The sequence below is a fragment of the Chitinophaga qingshengii genome, from assembly GCF_014529935.1.
Classification (GTDB): Bacteria; Bacteroidota; Bacteroidia; order Chitinophagales; family Chitinophagaceae; genus Chitinophaga; species Chitinophaga qingshengii.
The window spans coordinates 2,753,449-2,779,773 of sequence record NZ_JACVFC010000001.1; the positions used below are offsets into that span (position 1 = coordinate 2,753,449).

26 protein-coding genes are annotated in these 26,325 nt (G+C 48.0%); 2 read left to right on the forward strand and 24 right to left on the reverse strand.

Annotated features, from left to right (window positions below; genetic code table 11):
* Positions 1-23: 23 nt before the first annotated feature.
* From ICL07_RS10490 to ICL07_RS10595, 22 genes are all read right to left on the reverse strand, one after another.
* Positions 24-1,124: a D-TA family PLP-dependent enzyme gene (locus tag ICL07_RS10490; protein ID WP_188087852.1), complete on the reverse strand. Its 1,101-nt coding sequence runs from the start codon at positions 1,122-1,124 to the stop codon at positions 24-26.
* A 38-nt stretch (positions 1,125-1,162) separates the two neighbouring features.
* Entirely contained in the window at positions 1,163-2,476 is a 1,314-nt protein-coding gene (locus ICL07_RS10495; RefSeq protein ID WP_188087853.1) for a gluconate:H+ symporter, read from the reverse strand.
* A gap of 49 nt (positions 2,477-2,525) precedes the next feature.
* A complete protein-coding gene (locus ICL07_RS10500; protein ID WP_188087854.1) occupies positions 2,526-3,803 on the reverse strand; it encodes an ABC transporter permease in 1,278 nt (425 codons plus the stop codon).
* A 150-nt stretch (positions 3,804-3,953) separates the two neighbouring features.
* On the reverse strand, positions 3,954-5,327 hold the full coding sequence (locus ICL07_RS10505; RefSeq protein WP_188087855.1) for an NADH-quinone oxidoreductase subunit N: 1,374 nt from the start codon (positions 5,325-5,327) through the stop codon (positions 3,954-3,956).
* Between the two features lie 93 nt (positions 5,328-5,420).
* Positions 5,421-6,836 (reverse strand): complex I subunit 4 family protein, encoded by a 1,416-nt coding sequence (locus tag ICL07_RS10510; protein ID WP_188087856.1) that lies wholly within the window; start codon positions 6,834-6,836, stop codon positions 5,421-5,423.
* Between the two features lie 33 nt (positions 6,837-6,869).
* The gene (nuoL, locus tag ICL07_RS10515; RefSeq protein WP_188087857.1) at positions 6,870-8,765 is read right to left on the reverse strand and encodes an NADH-quinone oxidoreductase subunit L; all 1,896 of its coding nucleotides are present in this window, start codon (positions 8,763-8,765) and stop codon (positions 6,870-6,872) included.
* A 54-nt stretch (positions 8,766-8,819) separates the two neighbouring features.
* Positions 8,820-9,137 (reverse strand): NADH-quinone oxidoreductase subunit NuoK, encoded by a 318-nt coding sequence (nuoK, locus tag ICL07_RS10520; RefSeq protein ID WP_188087858.1) that lies wholly within the window; start codon positions 9,135-9,137, stop codon positions 8,820-8,822.
* 49 nt (positions 9,138-9,186) lie between these two features.
* Positions 9,187-9,657 (reverse strand): NADH-quinone oxidoreductase subunit J family protein, encoded by a 471-nt coding sequence (locus tag ICL07_RS10525; protein ID WP_246485002.1) that lies wholly within the window; start codon positions 9,655-9,657, stop codon positions 9,187-9,189.
* Between the two features lie 81 nt (positions 9,658-9,738).
* The gene (gene nuoI / locus ICL07_RS10530) at positions 9,739-10,245 is read right to left on the reverse strand and encodes an NADH-quinone oxidoreductase subunit NuoI (RefSeq protein WP_188087859.1); all 507 of its coding nucleotides are present in this window, start codon (positions 10,243-10,245) and stop codon (positions 9,739-9,741) included.
* A 49-nt stretch (positions 10,246-10,294) separates the two neighbouring features.
* On the reverse strand, positions 10,295-11,338 hold the full coding sequence (gene nuoH / locus ICL07_RS10535; RefSeq protein WP_188087860.1) for an NADH-quinone oxidoreductase subunit NuoH: 1,044 nt from the start codon (positions 11,336-11,338) through the stop codon (positions 10,295-10,297).
* 35 nt (positions 11,339-11,373) lie between these two features.
* A complete protein-coding gene (locus tag ICL07_RS10540) occupies positions 11,374-12,462 on the reverse strand; it encodes an NADH-quinone oxidoreductase subunit G (RefSeq protein ID WP_188087861.1) in 1,089 nt (362 codons plus the stop codon).
* A 61-nt stretch (positions 12,463-12,523) separates the two neighbouring features.
* Entirely contained in the window at positions 12,524-12,901 is a 378-nt protein-coding gene (locus ICL07_RS10545; RefSeq protein WP_188087862.1) for a GxxExxY protein, read from the reverse strand.
* Positions 12,902-12,976: 75 nt separating this feature from the next.
* Positions 12,977-14,341 carry an NADH-quinone oxidoreductase subunit NuoF gene (gene nuoF, locus ICL07_RS10550; protein ID WP_188087863.1) on the reverse strand — a complete coding sequence of 455 codons (1,365 nt, stop codon included), beginning with the start codon at positions 14,339-14,341 and terminating at the stop codon, positions 12,977-12,979.
* Positions 14,342-14,406: 65 nt separating this feature from the next.
* Complete coding sequence (locus ICL07_RS10555) at positions 14,407-14,595, reverse strand: hypothetical protein (RefSeq protein ID WP_188087864.1); 189 nt, start codon at positions 14,593-14,595, stop codon at positions 14,407-14,409.
* A 23-nt stretch (positions 14,596-14,618) separates the two neighbouring features.
* Positions 14,619-15,116, reverse strand: a complete 498-nt coding sequence (locus tag ICL07_RS10560; RefSeq protein ID WP_188087865.1) for an NADH-quinone oxidoreductase subunit NuoE family protein — start codon at positions 15,114-15,116, stop codon at positions 14,619-14,621.
* Between the two features lie 89 nt (positions 15,117-15,205).
* Positions 15,206-16,426 carry an NADH-quinone oxidoreductase subunit D gene (locus ICL07_RS10565; protein ID WP_188087866.1) on the reverse strand — a complete coding sequence of 407 codons (1,221 nt, stop codon included), beginning with the start codon at positions 16,424-16,426 and terminating at the stop codon, positions 15,206-15,208.
* A gap of 12 nt (positions 16,427-16,438) precedes the next feature.
* On the reverse strand, positions 16,439-16,954 hold the full coding sequence (locus ICL07_RS10570; protein WP_188087867.1) for an NADH-quinone oxidoreductase subunit C: 516 nt from the start codon (positions 16,952-16,954) through the stop codon (positions 16,439-16,441).
* 42 nt (positions 16,955-16,996) lie between these two features.
* The gene (locus ICL07_RS10575; RefSeq protein ID WP_188087868.1) at positions 16,997-17,560 is read right to left on the reverse strand and encodes an NADH-quinone oxidoreductase subunit B; all 564 of its coding nucleotides are present in this window, start codon (positions 17,558-17,560) and stop codon (positions 16,997-16,999) included.
* Between the two features lie 25 nt (positions 17,561-17,585).
* The gene (locus tag ICL07_RS10580; RefSeq protein ID WP_188087869.1) at positions 17,586-17,981 is read right to left on the reverse strand and encodes an NADH-quinone oxidoreductase subunit A; all 396 of its coding nucleotides are present in this window, start codon (positions 17,979-17,981) and stop codon (positions 17,586-17,588) included.
* Between the two features lie 539 nt (positions 17,982-18,520).
* Positions 18,521-20,275, reverse strand: coding sequence for a tetratricopeptide repeat protein (locus ICL07_RS10585; protein WP_188087870.1), 1,755 nt, complete (start codon positions 20,273-20,275; stop codon positions 18,521-18,523).
* A gap of 35 nt (positions 20,276-20,310) precedes the next feature.
* Positions 20,311-21,177: a substrate-binding domain-containing protein gene (locus ICL07_RS10590; RefSeq protein WP_188087871.1), complete on the reverse strand. Its 867-nt coding sequence runs from the start codon at positions 21,175-21,177 to the stop codon at positions 20,311-20,313.
* 57 nt (positions 21,178-21,234) lie between these two features.
* Complete coding sequence (locus ICL07_RS10595) at positions 21,235-21,471, reverse strand: hypothetical protein (protein WP_188087872.1); 237 nt, start codon at positions 21,469-21,471, stop codon at positions 21,235-21,237.
* A gap of 312 nt (positions 21,472-21,783) precedes the next feature.
* Here ICL07_RS10595 and ICL07_RS10600 point away from each other — a divergent pair, with 312 nt between their 5' ends.
* Complete coding sequence (locus ICL07_RS10600; RefSeq protein ID WP_188087873.1) at positions 21,784-22,218, forward strand: low molecular weight protein-tyrosine-phosphatase; 435 nt, start codon at positions 21,784-21,786, stop codon at positions 22,216-22,218.
* A 27-nt stretch (positions 22,219-22,245) separates the two neighbouring features.
* Positions 22,246-23,595: a histidine--tRNA ligase gene (gene hisS, locus ICL07_RS10605; RefSeq protein WP_188087874.1), complete on the forward strand. Its 1,350-nt coding sequence runs from the start codon at positions 22,246-22,248 to the stop codon at positions 23,593-23,595.
* Positions 23,596-23,733: 138 nt separating this feature from the next.
* On the opposite strand, the gene ICL07_RS10610 is transcribed toward hisS, so the two are convergent.
* Both ICL07_RS10610 and ICL07_RS10615 read right to left on the reverse strand, forming a co-directional pair.
* Entirely contained in the window at positions 23,734-25,761 is a 2,028-nt protein-coding gene (locus ICL07_RS10610; protein ID WP_188087875.1) for a protein-disulfide reductase DsbD family protein, read from the reverse strand.
* A 105-nt stretch (positions 25,762-25,866) separates the two neighbouring features.
* Positions 25,867-26,322, reverse strand: a complete 456-nt coding sequence (locus tag ICL07_RS10615) for a protein-disulfide reductase DsbD domain-containing protein (RefSeq protein ID WP_188087876.1) — start codon at positions 26,320-26,322, stop codon at positions 25,867-25,869.
* Positions 26,323-26,325 lie beyond the last annotated feature (3 nt).

Below are 26,325 nucleotides of genomic sequence, written 5' to 3' on the forward strand. Positions count from 1 at the left end.
TTGTTATTATCTTACATCACCCATTAATGCGCAATCGTTCTATCTCTCGCAATTACCTTCCAGGTACCTGTACACACATGATCTTCCACTACATAGGCGCGTTCATACAACGCCACTGTGGGACAGATATGCAACGGTACGCCATACAACACCGTACCTACCGGATAGGCAGCAGTATCCGGCACTTTCAGCACCAGGTGTTCTTCACTTTGTGATACCGGTTGCGCATCCGGAGCATTCAGGAAATGTACCCGTGGTTGCGGGTTTTCTGCCGCTACCGATTTATGTCCCAGGTCCAGGCATATCAGCTGTTCATCGATGACAGAGACAACCCGTGATAATACCAAAGCCGCCCATTGAAACTGTTGCTCCGGCAGATTTTTTTTATACCCTTCGTCCCAGAAAACAAAGGTACCCGGACTGCATTCAATCACCTGTCGCGCTGCATGTATCGGGAAGGTTGGTGAACCACCGGCTACAATTACCGGCTCCGGCAAACCTGCCGCTACGATAGCGTGTTGTAATATGGGTACCGGTGCGTATGCTTCATCACAACGTTTTTTTCGTATAGCCATTTCCGTATCATGAAGATGACCATCATATACGTGTATGCCTACCGGTTGTATACCTGGCAATGTATGCATGTACTGATACAGGTCCAGCGCCGCCTCCGGTTTAATACCGGTACGGTTCATCCCTACGTTAAGGTCAATATACACACCCAACTTCAGGTTCGCTGCTGCAAATACCTGACTGATAGCTTCAGCGGCAGTTTTATTGTCTACCAGGCAGGAAAAAACAGTAGCAGGATATTGTTGTACCAACTGTAATAAACGATCTGTTTTAGGGCCTACAGGCTGGTAAGCCAGCAATACGTCTTTTGCCTTCACCATGCCCAGCATCTCAGCTTCGGCAATGGTAGCGCATTTAAACTTCTGAATACCCGCTGCCTGCATCAACTGTACAACTTCTGCCGTTTTATTTGTCTTTACGTGTGGTCGTAAACGTTGTATATCATCAATCATTGTTTTTAACAGGTCTATATTCTGAATGACCCTGTCTTTATATACCAGCAATGCCGGAGAGTCTACCTGTTCAGGGTTTTTAAGTTGATACCATTCCATCGGATGTATTATTACAATTCTTCGTATATACGTTTATGTTACACAATCATACTTAACAGCAAACTACCTGCTAATCCTGTTACGGAAACAATCGTTTCCATCACCGACCATGTTTTGATAGTGTCTTTCACCGACAAGTTAAAATATTCCTTGAACATCCAGAAGCCGGCATCGTTTACATGGGAAAACATGAGGCTGCCGGCGCCGGTAGCCAGCACCATCAGGTTGGGATTTACCCCGGAACTGGCGATCAGGGGCGCTACGATGCCTGCGGTAGTCAATCCTGCTACCGTGGCTGACCCTATGCACACCCGTATGATAGCAGCAATACCCCAGGCCAGCAATAACGGATGCATATGCATATTGCTCAGGGTGACCGCAATATAGTCACTCACCTTGCTATCATGCAGTAACTGCGTCAGCGCGCCGGAGCCACCGATAATCAGGATGATGACAGCCACGTCTTTCACGGCATCATCCATCAGCCCCAATAGTTTTTTGGCAGTCATTCCCCGGCGGATACCCAACAGGTACATACCGTTTAATACCGCCAGCAACATCACGATCAACGGATCGCCCAACCAAATGACCGCCTGGTATAACCCGTGATCGGCCGGCAACCATAATTTCAGTAGTGCGGTGATAGCCAGTAGTAATACAGGCAGCATAGCGGCAAACAGACTGGCCATCATTCCCGGTAGCTGGTCCTCCGGTAAAGGAGGCGCCACAAACATCTTCCCCGGTTCACTGGTATATCGTTTCAGGTACCGGGAAAATACCGGTCCCGCCAGGATAATAGCCGGTATAGCCAGCAAAATGCCGTACAACAGCGTAAGTCCCATATTGGCATGAAACTGCTGTACCAATGCGGTAGGAGAAGGATGTGGCGGCAGATAACCGTGGGTCACGGATAAAGAGGCCAGCATCGGAATACCCAGGTATACCGCCGGCAACCGGGTTTGCGCTGCCACCGTGAATATCAGCGGCACCATCAACACAAATCCGATGTTGTAAAACAGCGGTATTCCCACGATAAAACCGGTCAGCATCAGCGACCACTGGATATAACGTGGTCCCAGCAAACGCATCAGGCCACCGGCAATCCGTTGACCGGCGCCACTCTCGGCTACCAGTTTGCCCAGCATACTACCGCATACGATTACCACAATCAGGGAGCCCAATGTTTTGCCGATACCGGTTTGTATGGACTGGGTAATATCCCCGATCTTCATATGCAGGGCCAGTCCCATCAGCAGGGAAACAATCAGAAAAGACAGGAAGGTATTTATCTTACACCAGGTAACGAGTACTACCAACAGCAGAATAGCAGCAATAACGATCAATAATGGCATATGCTCTTTCTTTTGGAAAGAACAAGATAACAAATTGATTCGGGGAATTCTACTCGTAACGTAAAGCGATAATAGGATCCAGTTTGGAAGCCTTAAAAGCGGGATAAATACCGGAAATCAGCCCTACCGCTGCGCAAAGGCTAACCCCGATCAATATCCACAGCCAGGGGATGATAAAGGAAGATTTTAATAAAACAGATACAATGTTACCCAACAGCATACCCATGATAACCCCGATCAGGCCACCCATCACGCTGATGATAATAGCCTCATAGAGGAATTGTTTACGGATGGTTTTGGCAGTGGCACCGAGGGCTTTGGTAACGCCGATTTCGCGCGTTCTTTCCGCTACGGATACCAGCATAATGTTCATCAAACCAATGGCCGATCCAAAGAGAGTGACAAAAGCAATGACCACGGCAAAAAGATTTACTTTGCCCAGGCTGGCAAACAACATCTCTGCGATGCTATCGCTCTTGCTCAGCGTGAAGTTATCTTCTTCATTGAGGCCCAGCTGCCGTATTACCCGGAATGTACCAATTGCTTCTCCCTGCGCCGCTTCCATCTGTTTGATATCTTTAACGGCCACGCCTATCTGATAAGAAGCATTAGGGCGGTTGAATATTCTTCGTGTATTATTGACCGTAGTAATCACCACGTTATCAGCGCTCATCAGGTTACTGCTGCCTTTGCTTCCCAGTACGCCAATGACACGGTAACGCACATCCCCCACGCGAACGGTGTTGTTCACCACATTTTTAAGTTTCTTGCCAAACAATTTCTCCGCCACATCTTTTCCGAGAATAGCCACATTACGGCCAGATGATACGTCCAGTGCATTAAAATTGCGGCCATCCTGAATCGTATAATTGGAGATATCGAGGTAGTTTTCGTCGCCACCAATAACAGTCACGTTGGGATTGGTTTTTTTATCGTCTTTGTACACCGTGGCGATGCCGGTTGCCCTGAAATTGAGACTTACAGTAGCCGGGAAATGGTACCGCTCTTTAAATGCCAGCGCCTCCTGGTAAGAGATAGGCTTGTTACTGATGGATTTCCGGACCTTTTTCACGTTTTTATTTCCTTTGGAAGCCTTGGCGTCATCATTTCCGATATGCACCTGCATATCACGGTTACGCAGCGAAAAACTATTAGCCCCCATACTGGCGAAGCTGGAGTAAATACTGCTTTTCATACTGTCGATGGCGGTCAGAATACCTACCAGGACTGTAATACCTACAGCGATAATAGAAACCGTAAGACCGGTGCGCAGTCTGTTGCCGCTCACGGAACGATAAGCAAGGGAAAATATGTCTGAAAATCGCATATAATAAAGTTAATGGAAGTTCAGACAGGTGCAAAATAAAAAGTGAATGAACGAGGGCTATGCCATTTGAGCGGTTGAAATAGCCTTAAATGACAAAGGAAACAGCCAGGCTGTTTCCTTTGTGTATAAAGAATTTGTCTTGTAACGATCTTACAGGCAACCGATCAGCAGGCCGGGGAACAGGCCCAGAGCCAGCACCAGGATGATAGTCAGCACCAGCGCTGCTTTGAAGCCGCCGGAAACCGGTTCCACTTCCGGATCGCCCTGTTTGAAATACATGGCGATGATCACGCGGAAATAGTAGTATACGCTGATAGCGGCGCATAACACACCAACAATCACCAGCCATAACAGGTGCCCATGCTGGATGGCAGCAGCCAGTACAAAGTATTTGGCGAAGAAACCGGCAGTTACCGGGATACCGGCCAGTGAAAACAGGAAGATAGCGGTTGCCAGCGCCAACAGCGGCTGTTTACGGGCAAGACCGTTAAATCCTTCAAAAGTATAGTCTTTCAGCTTCATCAGTACGGCAAATACACCGATGGTAGCCAGGCTGTAAGCTGCTGCGTACAGCACAATACCTTGTGTAGCGAACTGGTTGACAGCAATCACCGCAAACATCATAAAACCGGCCTGTGCGATACTGGAGTAAGCCAGCATTCTTTTTACACTTTGCTGGAACACCGCGCTGAAGTTACCCAGGATCAGGGTAGCGGCAGTGATAATAGACAGGATCAGGGTCCAGTGCTGGCTGATAGCGCCACCAGCGAAAGCTACATGGAACATCCGCAGGAAAGCCACAAAACCACCGGCTTTCACAACAGTCGCCATGAAAGCGGTAAACACGGTCGGTGAACCATCATATACGTCCGGTGTCCAGAAGTGGAACGGCACCGCAGATACTTTAAAAGCCAGGGCAAAAGCCATCAGGATAATACCGCACAAAGCCAGCGGATGTACCGGGTCTGCACCCAGTCCGAGTTCGGTGATATTAAAGGTACCCACAGATCCATAGATCAGGGCAATGCCCATCAGGAGGATACCGGTAGAGAAAGAACCCATCAGGAAGTACTTCAGGGAAGCCTCGTTGCTCTTCAGGCTTTTATGATCCGCCCCTGCCAGCACATACTGCGGGATAGACATGATCTCAATCGCCAGGAACAACATCAGCAGGTTGCTGAAAGTGGATGCCAGGGTAATACCCGCCAATATAAAGAAGATCAGGGCGAAATAATCCGCCACATGCTCCCCTACTTTTTCAAACTCGCTCCCCGACAGCAGGAAATATAAAAGGGTTGCACCTAAAGCCACTGCATTAAACAACACACTGAACTTGGATACTTCAATCATACCATATAGAACATAGCCGCCCAGCTGCACCGTGGGGTACAGTGCCAGGTTGGCAATAAATGATATGATGATGGCCGCGATGGCAAAAAATTTAATATGCTGCTTATTGCGTACAAATAAACCGACAAACATCAGAACAACGCCCGATAAAGCAGTAGAAATTAGTGCATTCATATTGTTTCGTTACAAAACCCGTTTAAAATTTTCTGATTTGGATATTTTGATATTTAGCCATTTTAAATGACCAAATATCAAAATAACTAAATATCAAAATGCCTTGCTTACCAGATCCAGCATCGGCTGCGGATATACGCCCAGTACAAAGATCATGATCACTACCAGACTTAAAGCCACGGTTTCACCGGGTTGCAGGTCAGTAGTGGTATCTGTCAGGGCATTGCCTTCACCGAAAATTACTTTTTGAATCATATTCAACGTATACACGGCCGCGAGGATGATACCCAGTCCGGCGAAAGCCATAAACCAGTGGTTATACTGGAACAGGCCGCTGAACATCAGGAACTCGCCGATAAATCCGTTGGTAAGTGGTAAACCGATGTTGGCCAGGCTGATGATAACGAGGAAGATAGCCATCCGCGGCGCCTTGCGGGCCATGCCACCCATCTGGTCCATATTTTTGATACCCAGGCGGTTTTGGATCACTTCCACGATTATCCACAATCCGATAATGTTCACACCATGGTTGAACATCTGCAATAACACGCCTTGTGTGCTTTGCTCGTTGTGAGCAAATATAGCAGCGCTCATCAGGCCGATGTGTGCAATGGAAGAGTAAGCAATCAGTCGTTTCAGATCACTCTGTGCCATCGCAATGCAGGAAGCGTAGATAATACCAATGATAGATAATACGATGGCAAAGTCTGCCCACATAGCAGTGCCTTCAGGCAGTACCGGAACCAGCCAGCGCAGTACGCCAAACAGGCCCATTTTTACCATTACACCAGAGAGGATCATGGTTACCGGGGTAGGAGACTGCTCATAAGTGTCTGGCTGCCAGGTATGGAACGGGAATACCGGCATCTTGATGGCAAAAGCCACAAAGAACAGCCAGAATAACCATTGCTGATCACCCATGCTCAGCTGCAGGTGGGTGAAGGAGGTCCAGCTAAAGGAATGATCCGGTGTCTGGAAATACAGGTAGATGATACCCACCAGCATTAACAGGGAACCCAGGAAGGTATACACGAAGAACTTAAAGGTAACGGGTATACGTTTTTCACCGCCCCACATAGAGCAGAGGAAGTATACCGGTATCAGTGCCAGTTCCCAGAAAACATAAAACTGTAAGGCGTCGAAGGCGGTGAAAACACCCACCAGACCGGCCTGAGAGAGCAACATCAGTCCGTAAAAGCTGTTAGGCCTTTCGGTGTCGCGGTTATAAATAGTGATAAAAACCAGGAGGAAAGCGATAGCCGTCAATAAACACAGCATAGCGCCCATACCATCCAGGCCTACCCTGAACTGGCTGCCCAGCTGAGGTATCCATTCGGTAACAAAAGAAAGTTTCTGCGGAGCGGCGTGCAGGGTGCACACGGTTCCGATGGCTACGGCTACCGACGCCAGGGATGCAATCATGCCCAGCACCTTCGGCCCGGACCCCTTCAGGCCAAATGCAATCAGGCCAGCGATGAAAGGAATCAGTATTAATAAAACTGTCAACATAATTTATCTGCGCTTGTAACTTCCGCTATTGGTTTATAATAAGAATCCGATCACAAATAATACGATCATACCGATTACCATGGCAAAGATGTAGAATCCTACCTGCCCGCTCTGAACACGGCGGATCTGCTGGCTGCTGTACTGGACACCGCGGCCAACACCATTTACCAGTTTATCGATACCTGCTTTTTCAACGGTGTCACGGAAGAAGCGGGAAAGCTCCTGTAATGGTCTTACAATGATGGCATCATACAGCTCATCGATATACCATTTGTTTTCCAGCACTTTCGCCAGTCCTGTATTTTCTTTGCCGGTATCTTCATAAGCCGCAAATTTCTGACGGGCAATGAGGATAAAGGCAATCACCAGTACACTGCTCAATCCCATCAGCATCCATTCCGTGCTGTGAGACAGGTGGTGTGCGGTAACAAAAGGAGCAGAAGGTGCAAACACCGGTGACAGGTATTCTGCCAACAGGTTTTTACCAAATACTTCCGGCAGGCCTACATAACCACCGAATACAGACAATACCGCCAGAATAATCAGCGGAATAGTAATCGGGGAAGGGCTTTCGTGCAGGTGGTGTTCCTGTTCGTGTGTACCACGGAACTTTCCGGAGAAAGTGATGTAGTACAGGCGGAACATATAAAAAGCGGTCATCAGCGCGCCTAACAGACCCAGTGCATACAGTACAGGGTTATGGGCATAAGCGCTGGCCAGAATTTCATCTTTGGAGAAGAAACCGGAAAAACCCGGGATACCGGCAATAGCCAGACATCCTACCAGGAAAGTCCAGTTGGTGGTAGGCATATATTTTTTCAGTCCACCCATTTTACGGATGTCCTGCTCACCGCCCATAGCATGAATAACGGAACCGGAACCCAGGAACAACAGCGCTTTAAAGAAAGCGTGTGTCATCACGTGGAAAACGGCGGCGGAATAAGCACCAACGCCCAGGGCCAGGAACATATAACCCAGCTGGCTCACGGTAGAATAAGCCAGTACTTTTTTAATGTCGTTTTGTTTCAGTGCAATAGAAGCCGCAAACAATGCAGTGGCCACACCGATGATGGCGATAACCGCCTGAATGGACGGCGCCAGGGTGTAGATCACGTTGCTGCGGGCAATCATATAGATACCGGCGGTCACCATCGTGGCCGCGTGGATCAGGGCAGATACGGGGGTAGGACCGGCCATCGCGTCGGGCAGCCAGGTGTACAGCGGAATCTGGGCAGATTTACCCATAGCGCCTACAAACAGCAGCATGGCAATGGCAATCAGCGTAGGATTGTTCATACCCAGCGGTGCTGCTTTCGCAAATACGTCGGGGAAAGTAACGGTGCCAAACTGCATGATCATGAAGAAGATACCGAGCAGGAAACCGAGGTCACCGATACGGTTCATCACGAAGGCTTTTTTGGCCGCATTATTATAGCTGGTATTTTTAAACCAGAATCCAATCAGCAGGTAAGAGCACAAACCAACACCTTCCCATCCGATGAACATCATCACATAGTTGGCGCCCAGCACAAGTATCAGCATAGAGAATACGAAGAGATTGAGGTAAGCGAAATATCTCGCAAAACTCTCATCGCTTTCGTCATGCATGTAAGAGGTAGAGTAGATGTGGATAAGGGTACCCACACCGGTAATAATCAGGAGAAATAATGCACTCAGTTGATCAACCTGGAATGCGAAAGGAATATGCAGGCTGCCAACGGAAATAAAGTTGAACAGGTGTACTACCTGTGCCTGGAATCCCGGGGCCTTTACTTCAAAAAATGCCAATAAGCTCACCACAAAGGAAGCCAGTACGGTACCGCTTCCGATAAATCCTACCAGGGACTTGGATAAAAATCTGCGTCCCAAACCATTCACCAGGAAACCCAATAATGGTAAAAATGGTACCAGCCAAACTAGTTTAATCATTTATCAATTCTATTTACGACGTCGAAACAATTAATAATTAAGAAGGATGAATTATTAATTTTTCAGCCTGTTAAGAATGTTTATATCTACCGACTTAGTGTTTCTGTAGACCAGTGTAATGATAGCCAGCCCTACTGCTACTTCTGCAGCCGCCACCACCATAATAAAGAATACAAACAATTGCGCTGATCCTGCATCTACCTTCCCTGCATCTGCCCACATTTTGGAAAATGCAACCAGCAACAGGTTTACCGCATTCAGCATCAGCTCTATGCACATAAAAATGATGATGGCATTACGGCGCATCAGCACGCCCATCACACCAATGCAAAACAGGGCGATACTCAGGAATATGTAATATTGAACAGGCATAATAAAGAATTACAAATTACGAATGACGAATTATGAATGAATCCGTTGCTTAGTCTTTTTTACCAATCACTACGGCACCTACCATGGCGCTGAGGAACAGGATACTGCTCACTTCAAACGGTACCACATATTGTTTGAACAACATCTGGCCCAGGTTTTTGATCAACCCAACCTCATTGGCTTCTGTGCTGATAGCCGGCATACTGGCATCGCGCAGGGCGGCTACCAGTACCACCAGTAAAGCACCACCGCTGATAGCGCCGGCATATTTCAGCCAGTTACGCTTCTGGGGCTCCAGTTCGGTATTCAGGTTCATCAGCATCATCACATAAAGGAACAATACCATGATAGCGCCGGCATATACGATGATATGCACAACCGCCAGGAACTGGGCGTTCAGCATAATGTAATGTCCTGCAATGGTAAAGAAGGTTACGATCAGACACAATACGCTCGTCACGGGATTCTTGCTCAATACCACGCCCAGCGCCGAAACCAGGGCGATGACTGAAAGCACCATGAAAATTATTTGTTGTATACTCATTCCCATCTTCTGCTATGTTTGACTATTGTATTTTTTGCTTTTGCGTATTGTGATTAATTATTTGTCCTGTTGTTTTGGATTGGGGATCAACAGGTCTGGCTTGCCATAGATGAAGCCCTTACGCTGATAGTTGGATGGCGCAAAGGTTTCAGACAGATAGATCGCATCTTTGGGACAAGCTTCTTCACAGAATCCGCAGAAAATACAACGCAGCATGTTGATTTCATACCTGGCCGCATATTTCTCTTCCCGGTACAGGTTTTCCTCTCCCGGTTTCCTTTCCGCTGCTTCCATGGTAATGGCTTCAGCAGGACAGGCTACGGCACACAGGCCACAGGCGGTACATCTTTCACGGCCCTCTTCATCACGGTTCAGGATGTGTAATCCACGGAATACCGGGCTGAACTGACGCCGCTGTTCCGGAAAACTAACGGTGGCTTTCCGTTTGAATATATGTTTAAAGGTGATACCCATGCCCTTTGCGATGGCAGGAACATACATTTTTTCCAGGAAGGTCATCGGACTACGGTCCACCGCTTTTGCCCTGTTTGTTAATGGTTGCATAAATGCTTATTTAGTCCACACAAATGTGTGTATAAATTAATTGATAGAATTAGTGTTGACGAGCCAGTACAATTGCTCCGGTAATCAGCATATTAGCCAGTGCCAGCGGGATCATTACTCTCCAGCCCAGGCGCATCAGCTGATCATAACGGAATCTGGGGACCGTCCACCGTACCCACATAAAGAAGAATATGAACAACAGTATCTTCACGAATAACGCTACAAAGCCCAGTATGGTGAGCGTATTGGGGCTAACGCCCAAACTGTCCATACCCGGGAAAGCGTATCCACCGAAATACATAGTAGCCATCAGCGCGGAGCTGACAAACATGTTGATATATTCTGCAAAGAGGTAAAAGCCCAGTTTCATGGAGGAATATTCCAGGTGGTAACCACCGTTCAGTTCGTTCTCTGCTTCCGGCAGGTCAAAAGGTGCCCGGTTACATTCTGCAAAGGCACATACCAGGAAGATGAAGAAACCCAGCGGTTGGTATACTACGTTCCACAGGCCATGGCGTTGCTGTTCCACGATCTCTTTCAGGCTCAGCGTACCGGTCAGCATCAGCAGCGCGATCAGCGCCAGGCCCATCGGCAGCTCATAGGAAATGATCTGGGAAGCCGCTCTTACGGAAGCCAGCAGCGAGTATTTGTTGTTGGAAGCCCAACCACCGATCATGATACCATATACCCCCACGCTCAGTACCCCGAAGATGAACAGGATACCGATGTTCACGTCTGCCACCTGCAGAGACACCGTATGCCCTGCGATGGTGAGCGTATCGCCCCATGGAATTACGGCACTGGTCATACAGGCCACCAACATGGCGATAGACGGACCGAGGATAAAGAGGAACCGGTTGGCGTTGGTAGGAATGATTTCTTCCTTAAAGAAGAGCTTACCACCATCGGCCAGCGGTTGCAACAGGCCTATCGGACCCGCACGGTTCGGACCCAGACGGTCCTGAATCCAGGCAGCCACCTTTCTTTCGCCCCAGGTAGAGTACATGGCTACTACGAGCGACAGCACCAATACTGCTGATATGAGCAGTATTTTTTCCAGAATAAAAAACCAGTCTATGCTTAAAAACGTCATTTCCAGTTATAAGTTACGATTACAAATTACGATGCTTACTTATTAAAATCGTCCGAGTGAGCAGGACCGTCGATCTTGGAGAGATCAATTTCGGGCCTGTTGACCTCACTGGTAGTGTGGATATCGAACAACAACTTCGGTTGTCTTCCGTCCAGTACTTCCACGAGCGGATCTTTCGGTTTAACGGTATTCACGTAATGGCCCTGGGAAATAACACTGTGACGGTCTATTTTGCGGGGGCCTTCGATGATCCAGTCTGATTTCTCTTTTTTATCGAAGCGGCAGGTATCACAGATAAAGTCTTCCACTTCGCCGTATTTGTCTTTACGGGCAGTTACGCGGAACACTTCATCACCCCGCATCCACAATACGGTTTTACCGCAGCATTTCGGGTCTTCGCAGTGACGGTGGGCATCTACCGGTTTGAGGAACCATACACGGTTTTTGAACCGGAAGGTTTTATCGGTAAGGGCGCCTACCGGGCAAACGTCGATCACGTTGCCGATGAAGTTGTTATCGAGTGACTGATGGATATAAGTGCTGATTTCAGACGCATCGCCTCTGCCGAGTATACCGTGTTCACGTTTTTCAGTGAGCTGATCAGCGGTGAATACGCAACGGTAGCAGAGGATACAGCGGGTCATGTGCAGCTGTATTTTATCGCCGATGTCAATTTTATCGAAAGTTCTGCGTTTGAATTCGTAGCGGGTAGCTTCAGCGCCGTGTTCATAGCTCAGGTTCTGCAGGTCGCATTCGCCGGCCTGGTCGCACACGGGGCAGTCCAGCGGGTGGTTGAGCAGCAGGAATTCCACCACTCCTTTACGGGCATCCTGTACTTCCGGGGAAGTGATGTTACCTACTTCCATACCGTCCATCACGGTAGTACGGCAGCTGGCCACCAGTTTAGGCATCGGGCGTGGATCGGCATCGGAGCCTTTCGTTACTTTTACCAGGCAGGTACGGCATTTACCACCGCTGCCCTGCAACTTGGAATAGTAGCACATAGCCGGCGGTACCACATCTCCTCCTATCTGCCGGGCTGCATTCAGTATCGTCGTTCCAGGTTCGACCTCCACGGAGATGTTATCGATCTTAACCTTGAATAATTTTTTTTCCTCCGCCATCTTGGATATAGTTTTTTGCACGCAAAGCCGCCAAGCAGCAAAGCAGCAAAGGTTATATTTTTTATAATTTGTTAACTATTCTATGAATGCCATTTTTTATCAGAGCAACATTAAAATTAACCAGTAATCCGAGTTTTACATTAGCAAGCTTCATATATGTAAACAGCTGCTTGTAATGCATGTCTTTCAACTCTTCCACAGATTTTATTTCAACAATAAGCTTGTTTTCAATAATCAAGTCTGCTCTGAATGCTTTTTTAAGAACTATATTATCATGAACTAAAGCCACTCCTACCTGTCGTTCAAAATTCAGATTTCTTTTCATCAGTTCATAACTCAATAATTCTTCATAAACCGATTCAAATAATCCTGGCCCGTATTTAGTGTGTATCACAAAGCAGGCATCCACAACCTCCTTGGAGATTTCATTTTCTGTCATATGGATGAAATATTTTGGGTTAACAATTCCAGAAAATAATCTTCGCGCCTTTGCTGCTTTGCGCCTTTGCGAGCACTACACGCTGGCTGGTTCCGGTAAAGGCAGCGGATCGGCGTAATGTGCCAGTCCGAAGTTACGGGTCAACGCTTCATCCGGGTGTTTCACATGCCACTCAAACTCGTCGCGGAAGTGACGGATAGCGGCAGCTACCGGCCATGCGGCAGCGTCGCCGAGCGGGCAAATGGTATTGCCTTCTATTTTCCGCTGGATATCCCACAACAGGTCTATATCGCTCATTTTACCCTTTCCGTATTCGATGTTATGCAGCACTTTTTTCATCCAGCCGGTACCTTCACGGCAAGGGCTGCACTGGCCGCAGCTTTCGTGGTGGTAGAAACGGGCGAAGGTGAGGGTATTGCGTACAATACACTGGTCTTCGTCCATGACGATAAAACCACCGGAGCCCAACATAGAGCCGGTCGCAAAACCGCCATCGTTGAGGCTTTCGTAGGTCATCATGCGGGTTTCGCCTTTCGCTGTTTTCAACAGCAGGTTAGCCGGCAGCACCGGTACGGAAGAACCGCCGGGGATGCAGGCTTTCAGGCGTTTGCCACCTTTGATGCCACCACAATATTCGTCAGAGTAAATAAATTCTTCTACAGAGATGTTCATTTCGATCTCGTACACACCGGGCTTGTTGATATTGCCGCAGGCAGAGATCAGTTTGGTGCCGGTAGATTTACCGATACCGAATTTAATATATTCGTCGCCGCCGATGTTAACGATAGGCACTACCGCCGCGATGGTTTCCACGTTGTTTACCACGGTAGGGCATCCCCACAGACCTTTTACAGCCGGGAACGGCGGTTTGATACGGGGATTACCGCGTTTGCCTTCCAGCGATTCCAGCAGGGCAGTTTCTTCCCCGCAGATATAGGCGCCGGCGCCGCGTTGTACATATATTTCCAGGTCGAAACCGGTACCCTGGATATTTTTACCCAGCCAGCCTTTGTTTTTGGCTTCTGCAATCGCTTGTTCCAGGATATCGGGGATCCAGGCGTATTCGCCGCGGATATAGATATATGCGCTGTTAGCACCCAGGGCAAAACTGGAGATCAGCAATCCCTCAATTAAGAGGTGAGGGATGAACTCCATCAGGTAACGGTCCTTGAATGTGCCCGGCTCCGATTCGTCCGCATTGCAAACGAGGTAACGCGGAACACCTTCCGGTTTGGCGATGAAGCTCCATTTCAGGCCGGTAGGGAAACCCGCGCCACCACGACCTCTCAGGCCGCTCTTCTTCACTTCTTCCACGACGGCTTCCGGGCCCATGGTTTTCAGCGCTTTTTCTGCTGCAGCATAACCGCCGTTGCTCCGGTAAGTGTCATAATACCGGATACCTTCTATGTGTGCTTTGTCTAACAGTAATTTGCGTCCCATTTTCTTCCTTATGGTTTAATGGTGATAGATAAACCAGCACCATCAACAGATTTGTATATGATCTTTTATGCCTTTCGTATACGGTGTTGTGCGATACGTTCTGCCAGCCGGAAAAACAGGTATCCGGCCGCTACGCCGCAGATAAAGGACAGGAACCAGTTGTTCACCCGCCATAAACCCGCCAATGCCGCCATCAGTAATACCGCTTCGATAATGGTGATACGGTACTGATATATTAATAAACCTATACGCATGACTACCTGTTTTTGGTGATGCATTAATTAGCTTTCGCCCTGCACTCTGCGATGATCTCATCTACTTTGGCAGGGGTGAGGTGTTCGCGGAAATGTTTACCCAATTGCATCATGGGCGCATAACCACAGGCACCCAGACATTCTACCGTTTTAAGGGTAAACATGCCATCAGGCGTAGTTTCACCTACACCGATACCCAGTTTATTCTTAATGTAATCAATGATCTGATCCGAACCACTTACCATGCAGGGGCCCGTCTGACATACTTCAAACAGGTATTTGCCTACCGGCTTCAGGTTGAACATGCTGTAGAAAGTGGCCACTTCGTACACTTCAATAGGCGTTATCTGCAGGATGCCTGCAACATAGTCCATTGTTTCTGCACTCAGCCAACCGCCAAATTCCTCCTGTGCCAGATGCAGCACAGGTATCAGCGCACTCTTCTGCTTCCCTGCCGGGTAGCGTGCGATGATCTCTTTTACTTTATTCAGTTTCTCTTCAGAAAATTGAACCACAGCCATTAAAAAATTATGTTTAAATAAGCTCTTTAATCTTTACAATATTGCTCCTACTGTCCTAAAACAAAGAGTACCCGCAAGGGCAGGTACTACTATGCATCCAGCTCGCCGGCAATCAGGTTGAGGCTACTCATACACACGATCGCGTCACTCAACATAGCGCCTTTTACCAGTTCGGCGTAAGCCTGGTAGTAGATAAAGCAGGGACGGCGGAAATGCAGCCGGTAAGGGCTACGGCCACCATCGCTGATCAGGTAAAAGCCCAGTTCTCCATTGGCGCCTTCTACAGCGTTGTACACTTCACCAGGCAGTATTTCTGTTTCACCCATCACTATTTTAAAGTGATAGATGAGTGCTTCCATTTTAGTATAAACATCCTTTTTCTCTGGCAGGTAGTAAGCCGGAACGTCGGCATGGTATACATCGTCCGGTAAGCCTTTCAGTTTATCCATCGCCTGACGGATAATGCTGATGCTTTCCCACATTTCCGCGTTGCGGACCTGGTAACGGTCGTAGCAGTCGCCGGTAGTACCTACAGGAATGGAGAAATCGAAGTCCTGATAAGAGGAGTAAGGGTTGGCGATACGTACGTCATAGTCAACGCCGGCTGCTCTCAGGTTTGGACCGGTAAAGCCGTAGCTCATGGCCCTTTCTGCGCTGATAGCACCTACACCCTGTGTACGTTCCATGAAGATACGGTTACGGGTGAGCAGGGTTTCAAATTCTGTCAGTGCCGCGGGGTATTCTTTCAGGAAACGTTCTATTTTTTCGAAAGCCGCGGGGGTGAAGTTTCTTTCAAAACCACCGATACGGCCAATGTTGGTTGTCAAACGGGAACCGCATACCTCTTCATAGATTTCGTATATCAGTTCACGATAGGTCATGAGGTATACGAAACCGGTGAGGGCGCCGGTATCCACTCCCATTACCGCGCTACAGATCAGGTGGTCTGCAATACGGGCCAGTTCCATGATGATTACCCGCAGGTAGTCAACACGTTTGGGCATTTCCAGTCCCAGTAATTTTTCCACTGTCATGATCCAGCCCATGTTGTTGATGGGGGCAGAGCAGTAGTTGAGCCTATCGGTGAGTGGAGTGATCTGGTAGTAGGGACGGCGTTCTGCGATCTTCTCAAAGGCGCGGTGGATGTATCCTACAGTGGATACGGCGCTCACTACTTTTTCGCCGTCTATTTCCAGGATATTCTGGAATACGCCGTGTGTAGCCGGGTGGGTAGGACCCAGGTTCAGTGTGGTCGTATTTTTTTCTATGGAGCCTTCCGGCAGTTTTACGTGTTGTTTCTGGTCTAACATAGCCTGATTAAATTAAAGGTGACCGCCCCTGCCAAACATTTCATCGTCTTTATCGGTACGCATGGGATCTTCCAGCGGAAATTCCTTACGCATGGGGAAATAGGTCATTTCATCCACGTTAAGGATACGGATCAGGTTAGGATGCCCTACAAAATCCACCCCGAAGAAATCATACGTTTCACGCTCCATCCAGTTGGCAGATTCGTACAGGCTGGTAGCGGTAAACACTTTCGGTGCAGCCACCGGTGTATACACTTTGAGGCGCAGCCTTACATTATCCACGAAGTTGTGCAGGTGATATACCACGCACAGCTCCTCGTTTTTCCGCTCGGGATAATGTACGGCAGTGATGTCTGTCAGAAAACGAAAACGCAATTCCTCATCATCGAACAGGAATTGCATTACTTTCAGGTTATAATCTTTCTGCGCGGTGAAGGTGAGCAGTCCAAACGGTTCTTCAAAACCGGTCAGCACATCCCCGAACTTCTCCGTCAGGCGTTGTTGTATGCGTTCGTTTGTTAAAGACATTAACAATAAGAGATTTACGAGTTACAAGTTACCATTCACACCTTATTTGATACCGTAAGACTCCATCAGTTCGCGGTAGCGGTCGGAGTTACGGCGGCGCAGGCTTTCATTGCCTACCAGTTGCTGTATTTTCATGAATCCGTCGATAATGCCTTCTGGTCTGGGAGGGCATCCCGGAACATACACATCTACCGGAATCACCTGGTCGATTCCCTGTAAAACGGAATAAGTATCAAAAATACCACCGCTGCAGGCACAGGCGCCAACCGCCATTACCCAGCGGGGTTCTGCCATCTGCAGGTATACCTGGCGAACGATAGGACCCATTTTTTTGGAAATGGTACCCATTACCATGAGCAGGTCGCACTGGCGGGGGGTAAAAGCCATACGTTCCGCACCAAAACGGGCCAGATCGTAAGTAGCAGCCATGGTAGCCATAAATTCAATACCACAGCAGGAGGTAGCGAATGGTAAAGGCCAGATGGAGTTTTTACGCGCCAAACCTATTGCCTTGTCAAAGGAAGTAGCATAGAACCCTTCACCGGAATATCCCTCAGGGATTTCCACCATCTTCACGTTGGTATTATATTGAACCGGACGAGCCATTGATTTAAGATTTAAAGGTTTAAGATTAGTCTTCCCACTTCAGGGCACCTTTTTTCACGATGTAGATAAAACCACACAGGAAAAAACCCACAAACATCAGCACAGCCATAAATCCTTCCCAACCCAGCTCTTTAAAATTAACCGCATAGGGGTAGAAAAAGATAACTTCCACGTCAAACAGGACAAACAGAATTGCCGTCAAAAAGTATTTGATGGCCACTTGCTGCCTGGCATTGCCATGCTGCTCGATTCCGCTCTCAAAGTTAATAAGCTTGTCACTTGTTTTACGCTTGGGGCCCAGAAAGTGAGTAGCTAGCATGGTGATCCCAACAAAACCTAAAGCAGCAAGTAATTGCAGTACTATAGGGAAATAGCTAAAAGGAGTAGTCGTTGCTGACAAAAATACAGTGTCTGTATACATAAGCTTCCCGATAAAACATTGTCCGAATGCGCAAAAATACTGTAACTAAACCAAATATCAAACCTATTTAATGGTTAAAATATTATCTTTTTTTGCCAACCGGAAACCAGGGAAACCATTCCGGCAATCCCCGGTTCATTCGCCGCAAAACAAGTGCCTACAGCCTTATTGTGCTTATTACACTATGATAAAGGAAATACCCGGCAAGCCAACCGTTAAATATAACAATTATTATAAATATAAATACATTTTTACCACCACGCAGACCGGCCATTTTGTCAAGATCTTACCGGTAATATTTTTTGGGCGCCAGTAATAGTCAAAGCAGATAGCAACAACAGCGCATCTATAGCCTATAATGCCCACCGACTATGTTTATACCTGGAAATGCCTTCCTATATCTTCGTCAGTGGCTGATTACCCATTATCTTTCCTCTCCCGTAAACAAGATATAAAATGCCAATCTGACAGCCTACTCCCCCCAAACAAAAAGCCCCGGACCGATAACGGCCCGGGGCTTCATATGACAAGCAGTTTTATTATTTTTTGTTAGCCGCTGGCTTAGCTGCTGGTTTAGCCGGCGCTTTTTCACGGGCAGCCATGTTTTCTTTGATCTGTTTAACGGTTACGTTATTCGGATCAACAGCTACCAGTTTATCAGACCATGTCTGAACATTGGCTTTATCTTCCTTGAAGTAGTAGTACAGCAGTTCGTAAGTGTAGGCAAATGTCAGGGTAGATTTGTTTTTCTCAATACCCAGTGGTTCGGTGATTTCTATGTATTTATCATAGAAAGGTTTAGCGATACCGGATTGTGCCTGCGGATCTTTCGCGAAGTTGGCACGGCCTCTCCAGTAGTAACCGGTACCCAGTTCCGGTTTAGCGTCAATTACTTTCTGAAAAGCGGCATCTGATTTATTAATCAGCGCAGTATCATAAGGAGATACGCTCACACCAGCATAGTAGTAGTTAATACCGACGTTGAAAAAGTCGATCGCCTGCAGTTGCTCTTTGTTGGCTACACGCAGCTCATTCGCCTTGTCGTACCAGTCAGCAGCCTGCTCGAATTTTCTGGCGGCTTTCAGTGCGTCAGCGATCTGGGTAAAAGTTTCCGGATCTTTAGCGGTAGTGGAAGAAGCGAATTTTTCCAGGTAACCCAGGGCTTTATCGGTGTAACCGGCCTGTGTAGCGGAATCGGAAGATTTGAGGCGGAGGTAGATAGTGCTCAGCAATTTGTAGTCACTGGAGTCCAGTTTGCTTTCGCCTACAGCCTGCGCGTAATCATCCATTACTTTCTTCGCATTCAGGGAGTCGCCTTTCTGCAGGTAAGCATCACCTACCAGCAGGCTGAATTTATTTTTATAGAATTCGTTGGCACTTGGAATAGCAGCTTGTCCTTTGTGGATAGCGCCATCATAGTCTTTTTTGAAGAAGGCTACGGAAGCGGCCAGGTATTCGTTTTTGGTTTTATCCGCAGGGTCGGCGATGGCCATATATTTTTCCAGGTATTCTGCGGCTTTTTCCCAGGACAGCTGGTCTTTTTTAGGCGTAGTATAGAACAGGAACAGCTCATTGAAAGCAGGAGCATAGTTCGGGTCCATATTGGTAGCTTTGGTCCAATCAGCTACGGCTTCCGCTTTCAGGCGGGCGTTGTAGTTTACCAGGCCTTGTTTCATTACAGCTTCAGCGTTGTTGGCATCCAGCTCCAGTGCTTTTTCATAAGCAGCAATCGCTTTACCACCATTTTCACCGCCGAGGTAACGATAAGCATCGCCTTGTTCGATATAGTCAGCCGCTGTAGCGGTGTACATATCTTTTTTCTTACGGCCTTCGTTGTTCAGGAGCTTGTCCATAACAGTGAGGGCATAAGCGCGGTCGCCGCCTTTTACTTCAGTGCTGGCATCAGCGATAGCGCGGGCGACATCGCCGTCACGGCCCTGGGTAGCAGCAGTAGCCGCTTCAAATTTGGTTTTAGCAGCAGCAGCATCGCCTTTGATCAGATCGATACGACCCATACCAGCTTGCAATAAAGCAGAAGTTGGCACGGCCGCCAACCCTTTCTGGAAGGTGGCAGTAGCACCGGCTACATCTTCCATGGCGAGTTGTGCTATACCCATGTAATAATAAGCTTTGTCGTCAGCAGGTTTCGCAGCAATTACTTTTTCAAAAGTCTGTTTTGCGGAGAGGTTTTTACCATAATACAGGTCTTTTAACCCATCCTGCACAGATTGAGCCATCACACTGCCGGAGGCGGCGCACAGCAATGCTACGAGTAAACTTTTCCGTCTGTTCATTTGCAATCTGGTTTTAGTTTTTAGTTGTGTATTTACTAATTAAGGTTGGCTTCCCGGAACACTACGTTCAATCTCGCGGGGAATAAGCGGAACTGCTTAATTACAAGCTGTCCTTCATAACTACCGAGGAAGGTAGCAAATCCCGAGCCTAACCCATGGTAAGGCTCTTTCAAGCAAAAGTAGAAGCCACGTTTTAATGGATAGGATCCGATACCAATGTAAGCCTGATAAGGCAATACAAAATCTGAACCATTATCCGCTCTTAGTTTTACAATGGACACTTTGTTGGTAAATGCGAGGGCCAGAGAATCGCTGGGATCAGAGATCCAACTCACGCCTATCACACCGATTGCGTCCTTGTTTTTGGCGACGTAATCTATCACTTCCGGGTTAGTCTTGGCTGCCATGGTGCTGGCTGGCAAAGGTTTACCTTTATTGATGGAATCCTGTATATAACGGACGGTGCTTGAGTTGGCATTATCAAACACCAGTTGCCATTTTCTGTCCTTATTCGTGCCATCCATGATGCTGCGCACCTGGTCCATGTTTAAAACGGAATCAGGATTAGCATGATTCACTACCAGCGCCAGCGCATCCCACGCCAGCAACAGGCTTTGCGGGGTGATCTTTATCTTTTTAAAATAATCACGCTCCGCGGCATTGAAATCGCGCGTCACGATCACCATGCGGGCACTATCGTTTAAAAGATCTTTAAAGCATTCTGCTTCCGGTTTGTAAGTCGGAATAATATGTGCCTTGGGATACAGCGATTCAAAAACCTTGATTTCTGAATCCAGCAACGGCTTATACGTTTCATCCACACTGATCTTTATCTCACCCTCCGTACCCGTATCCAGTTTTTTCGCATTCGGATTAGGACCACATGCCGCCAATAGTGTCAAAGCTGTTAAATATACAGCATACTTTTTAGTAAAACTGAAAAACATAGCTTCCTCTCTTTAATTCCTGTTAAAAAATAACTTCCGGATACCATTAAATACCCTGAAAGCCCCATATACCATTAATGCGATCCCTAAAATCATCATCCATTGCGGGGATATACGGAATTCACCCAGTCCCAGCCTTTCCGCGAATATGGCGAAAAGCCCGAAAAGAATAAAGAAGATGCCTCTTATCAGTTCACCCATTGGCCTGTACCTGCCTTCTCTGTGTGTTTGTTCGTCTTGCATTTCCATCTTGCGAATTACAATTATACAAAAAAATATTTTTTAATCTTGAATTGGTAATTTTAGAAGAATGTTAAAAAAATACCGCAAAACCCTTACCGGACGCCCATTGAAACGCAAATTGAGGCATTTTTTCAACATGTTGTAATTTTTTGATTTAAAGTTTCATCATTTTCTGCGGTTTATAGTTGACATAGCCTTACCCTTTGTTAAAGCAAAAACAGCCGGACCGACCGCTTTTGTTGTCTAAAAGATGCAAATAGATGAACATTTCCATAATAACTTGTAGGTTTGCGGCCTGATACGCAATTCTTTGATACAATGAAGATACTGATGGTATGCCTGGGTAATATCTGCCGCTCTCCCCTGGCGGAAGGTATTATGCGGCAACTTGCACAAGAAAGGGGACTGGACTGGCAAATTGATTCGGCTGGAACCGGCAACTGGCATATAGGCCATGCGCCCGACCACCGCGCTGTCCGGGAAGCCCGCCGCCAGGGCGTGGATATCTCCGGACTCGCCGCCCGGCAGTTTGAAACGGCCGATTTTGACCGGTTTGACCGCATCTACGTCATGGACCATAATAACTACCGTGACGTACTGAAAAAAGCCCGTCATGAAGCGGATAAGGCCAAAGTACGACATTTGCTGGCAGATGACCAGGACGTACCGGACCCCTGGTTCGACGACGCCCTCTTTGCCCCTGTATATCAACTGATCTATGATGCCTGTAAAAACATCACGGACCAGGAATAATCACCACCACTATAATTTTTTTTGAAGATGATAAAACCCGGTATTCCCAACGGAACCCGCGACTTTGGCCCTGTAGTAGTCAGAAAACGCAACTATATTTTCCGGACCATCCGCGAAACATTTGAAGTATTCGGCTTCCAGCCACTCGAAACTCCCGCTATGGAGAACCTCTCCACCCTCACCGGCAAATACGGCGAGGAAGGCGATAAACTCATGTTTAAAATCCTCGATAACGGAGATATATTCCCTAAAACACAGGCCGCCACCGATACCAAATCACTGGTGAGCGCCATCACTGAAAAAGCCCTCCGTTACGATCTCACCATCCCCTTTGCCCGGTATGTGGTGATGAACCAAAACGAACTGGCCCTGCCCTTTAAACGCTACCAGATGCAACCGGTATGGCGGGCAGACCGCCCCCAACGCGGCCGCTACCGCGAGTTTTACCAGTGCGATGCCGACGTGGTAGGCAGCAATTCCCTCCTCAATGAAGTAGAACTGCTCCTTATCTACGACACCGTACTCACCAAACTGGGACTGAAAGGCTACGAACTTCGTATCAACAACCGTAAAATCCTGAGCGGCCTCGCCGAAGTAATCGGTAAACCGGAACTGCTCACGGATATTACCATCTCCATCGATAAACTGGATAAAATCGGCGCGGAAGGCGTACGCAAGGAACTGACCACCAGAGGTCTCACGGATGCGGATATCGATACCATCGAAACCTTCCTGGCTATCAGCGGTACCAGCGAGGAAAAACTGGCGCAGCTGCAAACGCTGTTACAGTCCTCCCCTACTGCCCTTAAAGGCATCGAGGAACTGTCTTTCGTGCTCAACTCCGGCTTCGGCACCTTCAATACCACCCCGGAAATTGACGTTACCCTGGCCCGCGGCCTCAATTACTACACGGGTATGATCGTGGAAGTAAAAGCCCCTGCTACCGTAAAAATGGGCAGCATCGGCGGCGGCGGACGATACGACGATCTCACCGGCCTCTTTGGTCTGAAAGGCATTTCCGGCGTAGGCATCTCCTTCGGGGTAGACCGTATCTACGACGTACTGGAAGAACTGCAGCTGTTCCCGGAAGAAGCCCGGCAGTCCACCAAAGTACTGTTTCTCAACCTGGGCGAAGCCAGTGCCCGCACCTGCTTCAACTATATGATGCAGCTGCGCGCCAGGGGCATCGCCTCGGAACTGTTCCACGAGAACGCCAAAATGGATAAACAGCTTAAATACGCCAACAAAAGAGATATTCCCTATGTGATCATCCTCGGCGATGCAGAGCTCCAGGAAGGGCTAATCGCGGTGAAAAACCTGAACACCGGCCAGCAGGAGAAAATCAAGGCGGAAGAATTAGCCAACTATATCATTTAGGGATTTTTTGATTTACGGATTTACGAATTTCGGGGATCATGAAATTGGATAAAAAGGGAAGACCGAAGCGGATGTCCGCTTCGGTCTTCCCTTTTTATTCACGAAATCTCAAAATCCGTAAATCAATAAATCCGCAAATTATTTCTGTCTTTTGGCAAATTCTGCTTTTGCACTTTCCAGGTATTGGATAAATGCATTGGCATCTTCCTTCGGATCATAGCCATACCCTTTATTCACCAGGGCATTACCTTCCAGATCAACCGGAATATAATAAGGCTGGGAATTACGTTTGAAATGGGTGGCTTCGAGGTCCAGGTTTTTCTGGCCCACGTTTTTGATTTTGCTGCCGTCAAATTTGGAAACATATTGTTCTGCTTCGGGCAGGGAAGTTTTTTCGTCGGTATACAGGGAAGCTACGATGAAATCGTTACGCAGCACCTTCATTACCGCCGGATTGGACAGCACTGATTTTTCGAACTTACGGCAGTTCACGCAGGTGTGACCGGTAAAGTCGAGCATCAGCGGTTTGTTGGCCGCTTTAGCGGCTGCCAGCGCTTCTTCATAGTCGAAGAACACGTTTTCCACACCCGGAATTTCAGAGTGCAGGATATCTACCAGCTTCTTCGGCTTGATGGCATTGGCATGGCTACCGGTGTTTCCACCGCCGCCACCGCCGCTTTCCAGGGATGCCTGTATATCTACCAGTGATTTGTTCAGGTTAAAGTCCTGTGAACCTTCGTGCGGCAGGAAACCACTAATGCCTTTGAGCGGAGCGCCCCACATACCCGGGATCATGTAGATCACAAAGGTGAAGGTAGCGATCGCAAAACAGAGGCGGGTTACGGTCAGGAAAGGCACATCGCTGTCGTGGCTGAACTTCAGCTTACCGATCAGATACAGCGTCAGCAGGGCGAAGATAGCGATCCACAGCGCCAGGAAGATCTCACGGTCCAGCAGGTTCCAGTGGTAAGCCATGTCCACGTTGGACAGGAATTTCAGTGCCAACGCCAGTTCCACAAAGCCCAGGGTCACTTTTACCGCGTTGAGCCATCCACCGGATTTGCCGATTTTATTCAGCAGGCTGGGGAACAGCGCAAACAGGGAGAAAGGAATAGCCAGTGCCAGCGAGAAGCCGAACATACCTACCAGCGGGCCGGAGTTACCCCCTTTGGCCGCCAGTACCAGCAGGTTACCCAGGATAGGACCGGTGCAGGAGAAGGATACGATAGCCAGGGTAAGCGCCATAAAGAAGATACCCAGGAAGCTGCCCATACCTGCCCTGGAGTCGGACACGTTGGCCCAGGAGCTGGGCAGGGAAATTTCAAATGCCCCCAGGAAGGAGAAGGCAAACAACAGGAAGATCACAAAGAAAATCATGTTGGCAATACCGTTGCTCGCGAGGGAGTTGAGCGCACTGGCGCCAAATATTTTGGTGATCAGGAAGCCCAGCAGGGTGTAAATAACGATAATAGACAGGGAATAAAGGAAGGCGTTTTTAATGCCTTGTGCCCTTGTACCACTACGTTTGGTGAAGAAACTTACTGTAATGGGGATCATGGAGAACACGCAGGGCGTGATCAGCGCAATGAAACCACCACCGAAGCTGGCGAGGAATATCCACATCAGGGATTTATTGGAAGCATCATCTTCCGCCACATCGCCCTGGGAGGCGCCGTCAGCAGCAGGGGCTACCGCGCTGCCATTGGCGGCAGGCGCTACTTCCACATCGAATGTGGTTTCTTCCGGGAGCACTTCTTCTCCCTTCAGCACCATGTAGGTTACGGTTCCTTTGAGTTTACCGGAAGCAGGCGTGCCTTTGATTTCCACCAGCAACTCCGCTTCGTTTTCAAAATATTTGATGTCCAGGTTATCGAACAACGGCTCTTTGCGTTGTTCGAGCTTACCTTTTTCGGCAATGGCGCCCACCGTAGTTTTGGTGGCGCTATCAGCTGCGAAACGGGTATTCGGGTCATCGTTGCCCATAGTAGTGGAGAACAACAGCGCTCCTTTTTCTATCGTTGCCTTAGCATGGAGAATATATTCCTGATCGTTTTTCTTTTCGGCGGAGAACTCCCATTTAACAGGCTTAGGGCTTTGGTCCTGCGCGCTGGCTGTAAAGGCAAAGAGTGCAAAGACCGGTATCAGCAATGAAAGCAAATGCTTCATATAGTCAATAGGCTTTAAATAATATACAGTAGATTAAACGACAACGAGCTCCTTTTGGAGGAACTCGTTCATCGTATAAGACATATTTTTGGTTACCGTGTGCAATTATTTTCCTCCCACACTTACGGCAAATTCCACTTCCTTCGGAGGCAGGCACTGGTGGTCGTCGCACACCATGAACTCTACAGAACCTTTCACTTTAGTGGCAGCTTTACCTTTAACGGTCACCGTCTGTACAAAGTTGACAGTGTTTTCGTAGTATTTCAGTTCAGAATTAAAGTTTTTGTCGAAAGATTTGTGCAGTTTACCATTTTCTTTCACTTTACCATCGGCAGTTACCAGCGGGTTTTTAGTGAATTTGAAGCTGGTAGGAACCGGGCCTTCGCCTGCTTCCTGTGCATACAAATGCCAGCCGTTTTCGATCGTAGCCGTAGCGTGCACCTCGTAAGTGGTGGCATTTACCTTTTTGGAGGTAAAGCTCCATTTAACCGGATTCTCTATCTGAGCGCTTGCCAGGATAGGCAGGGCGAACAGAGCCAGTGCTGTGAGTAATTTTTTCATGCT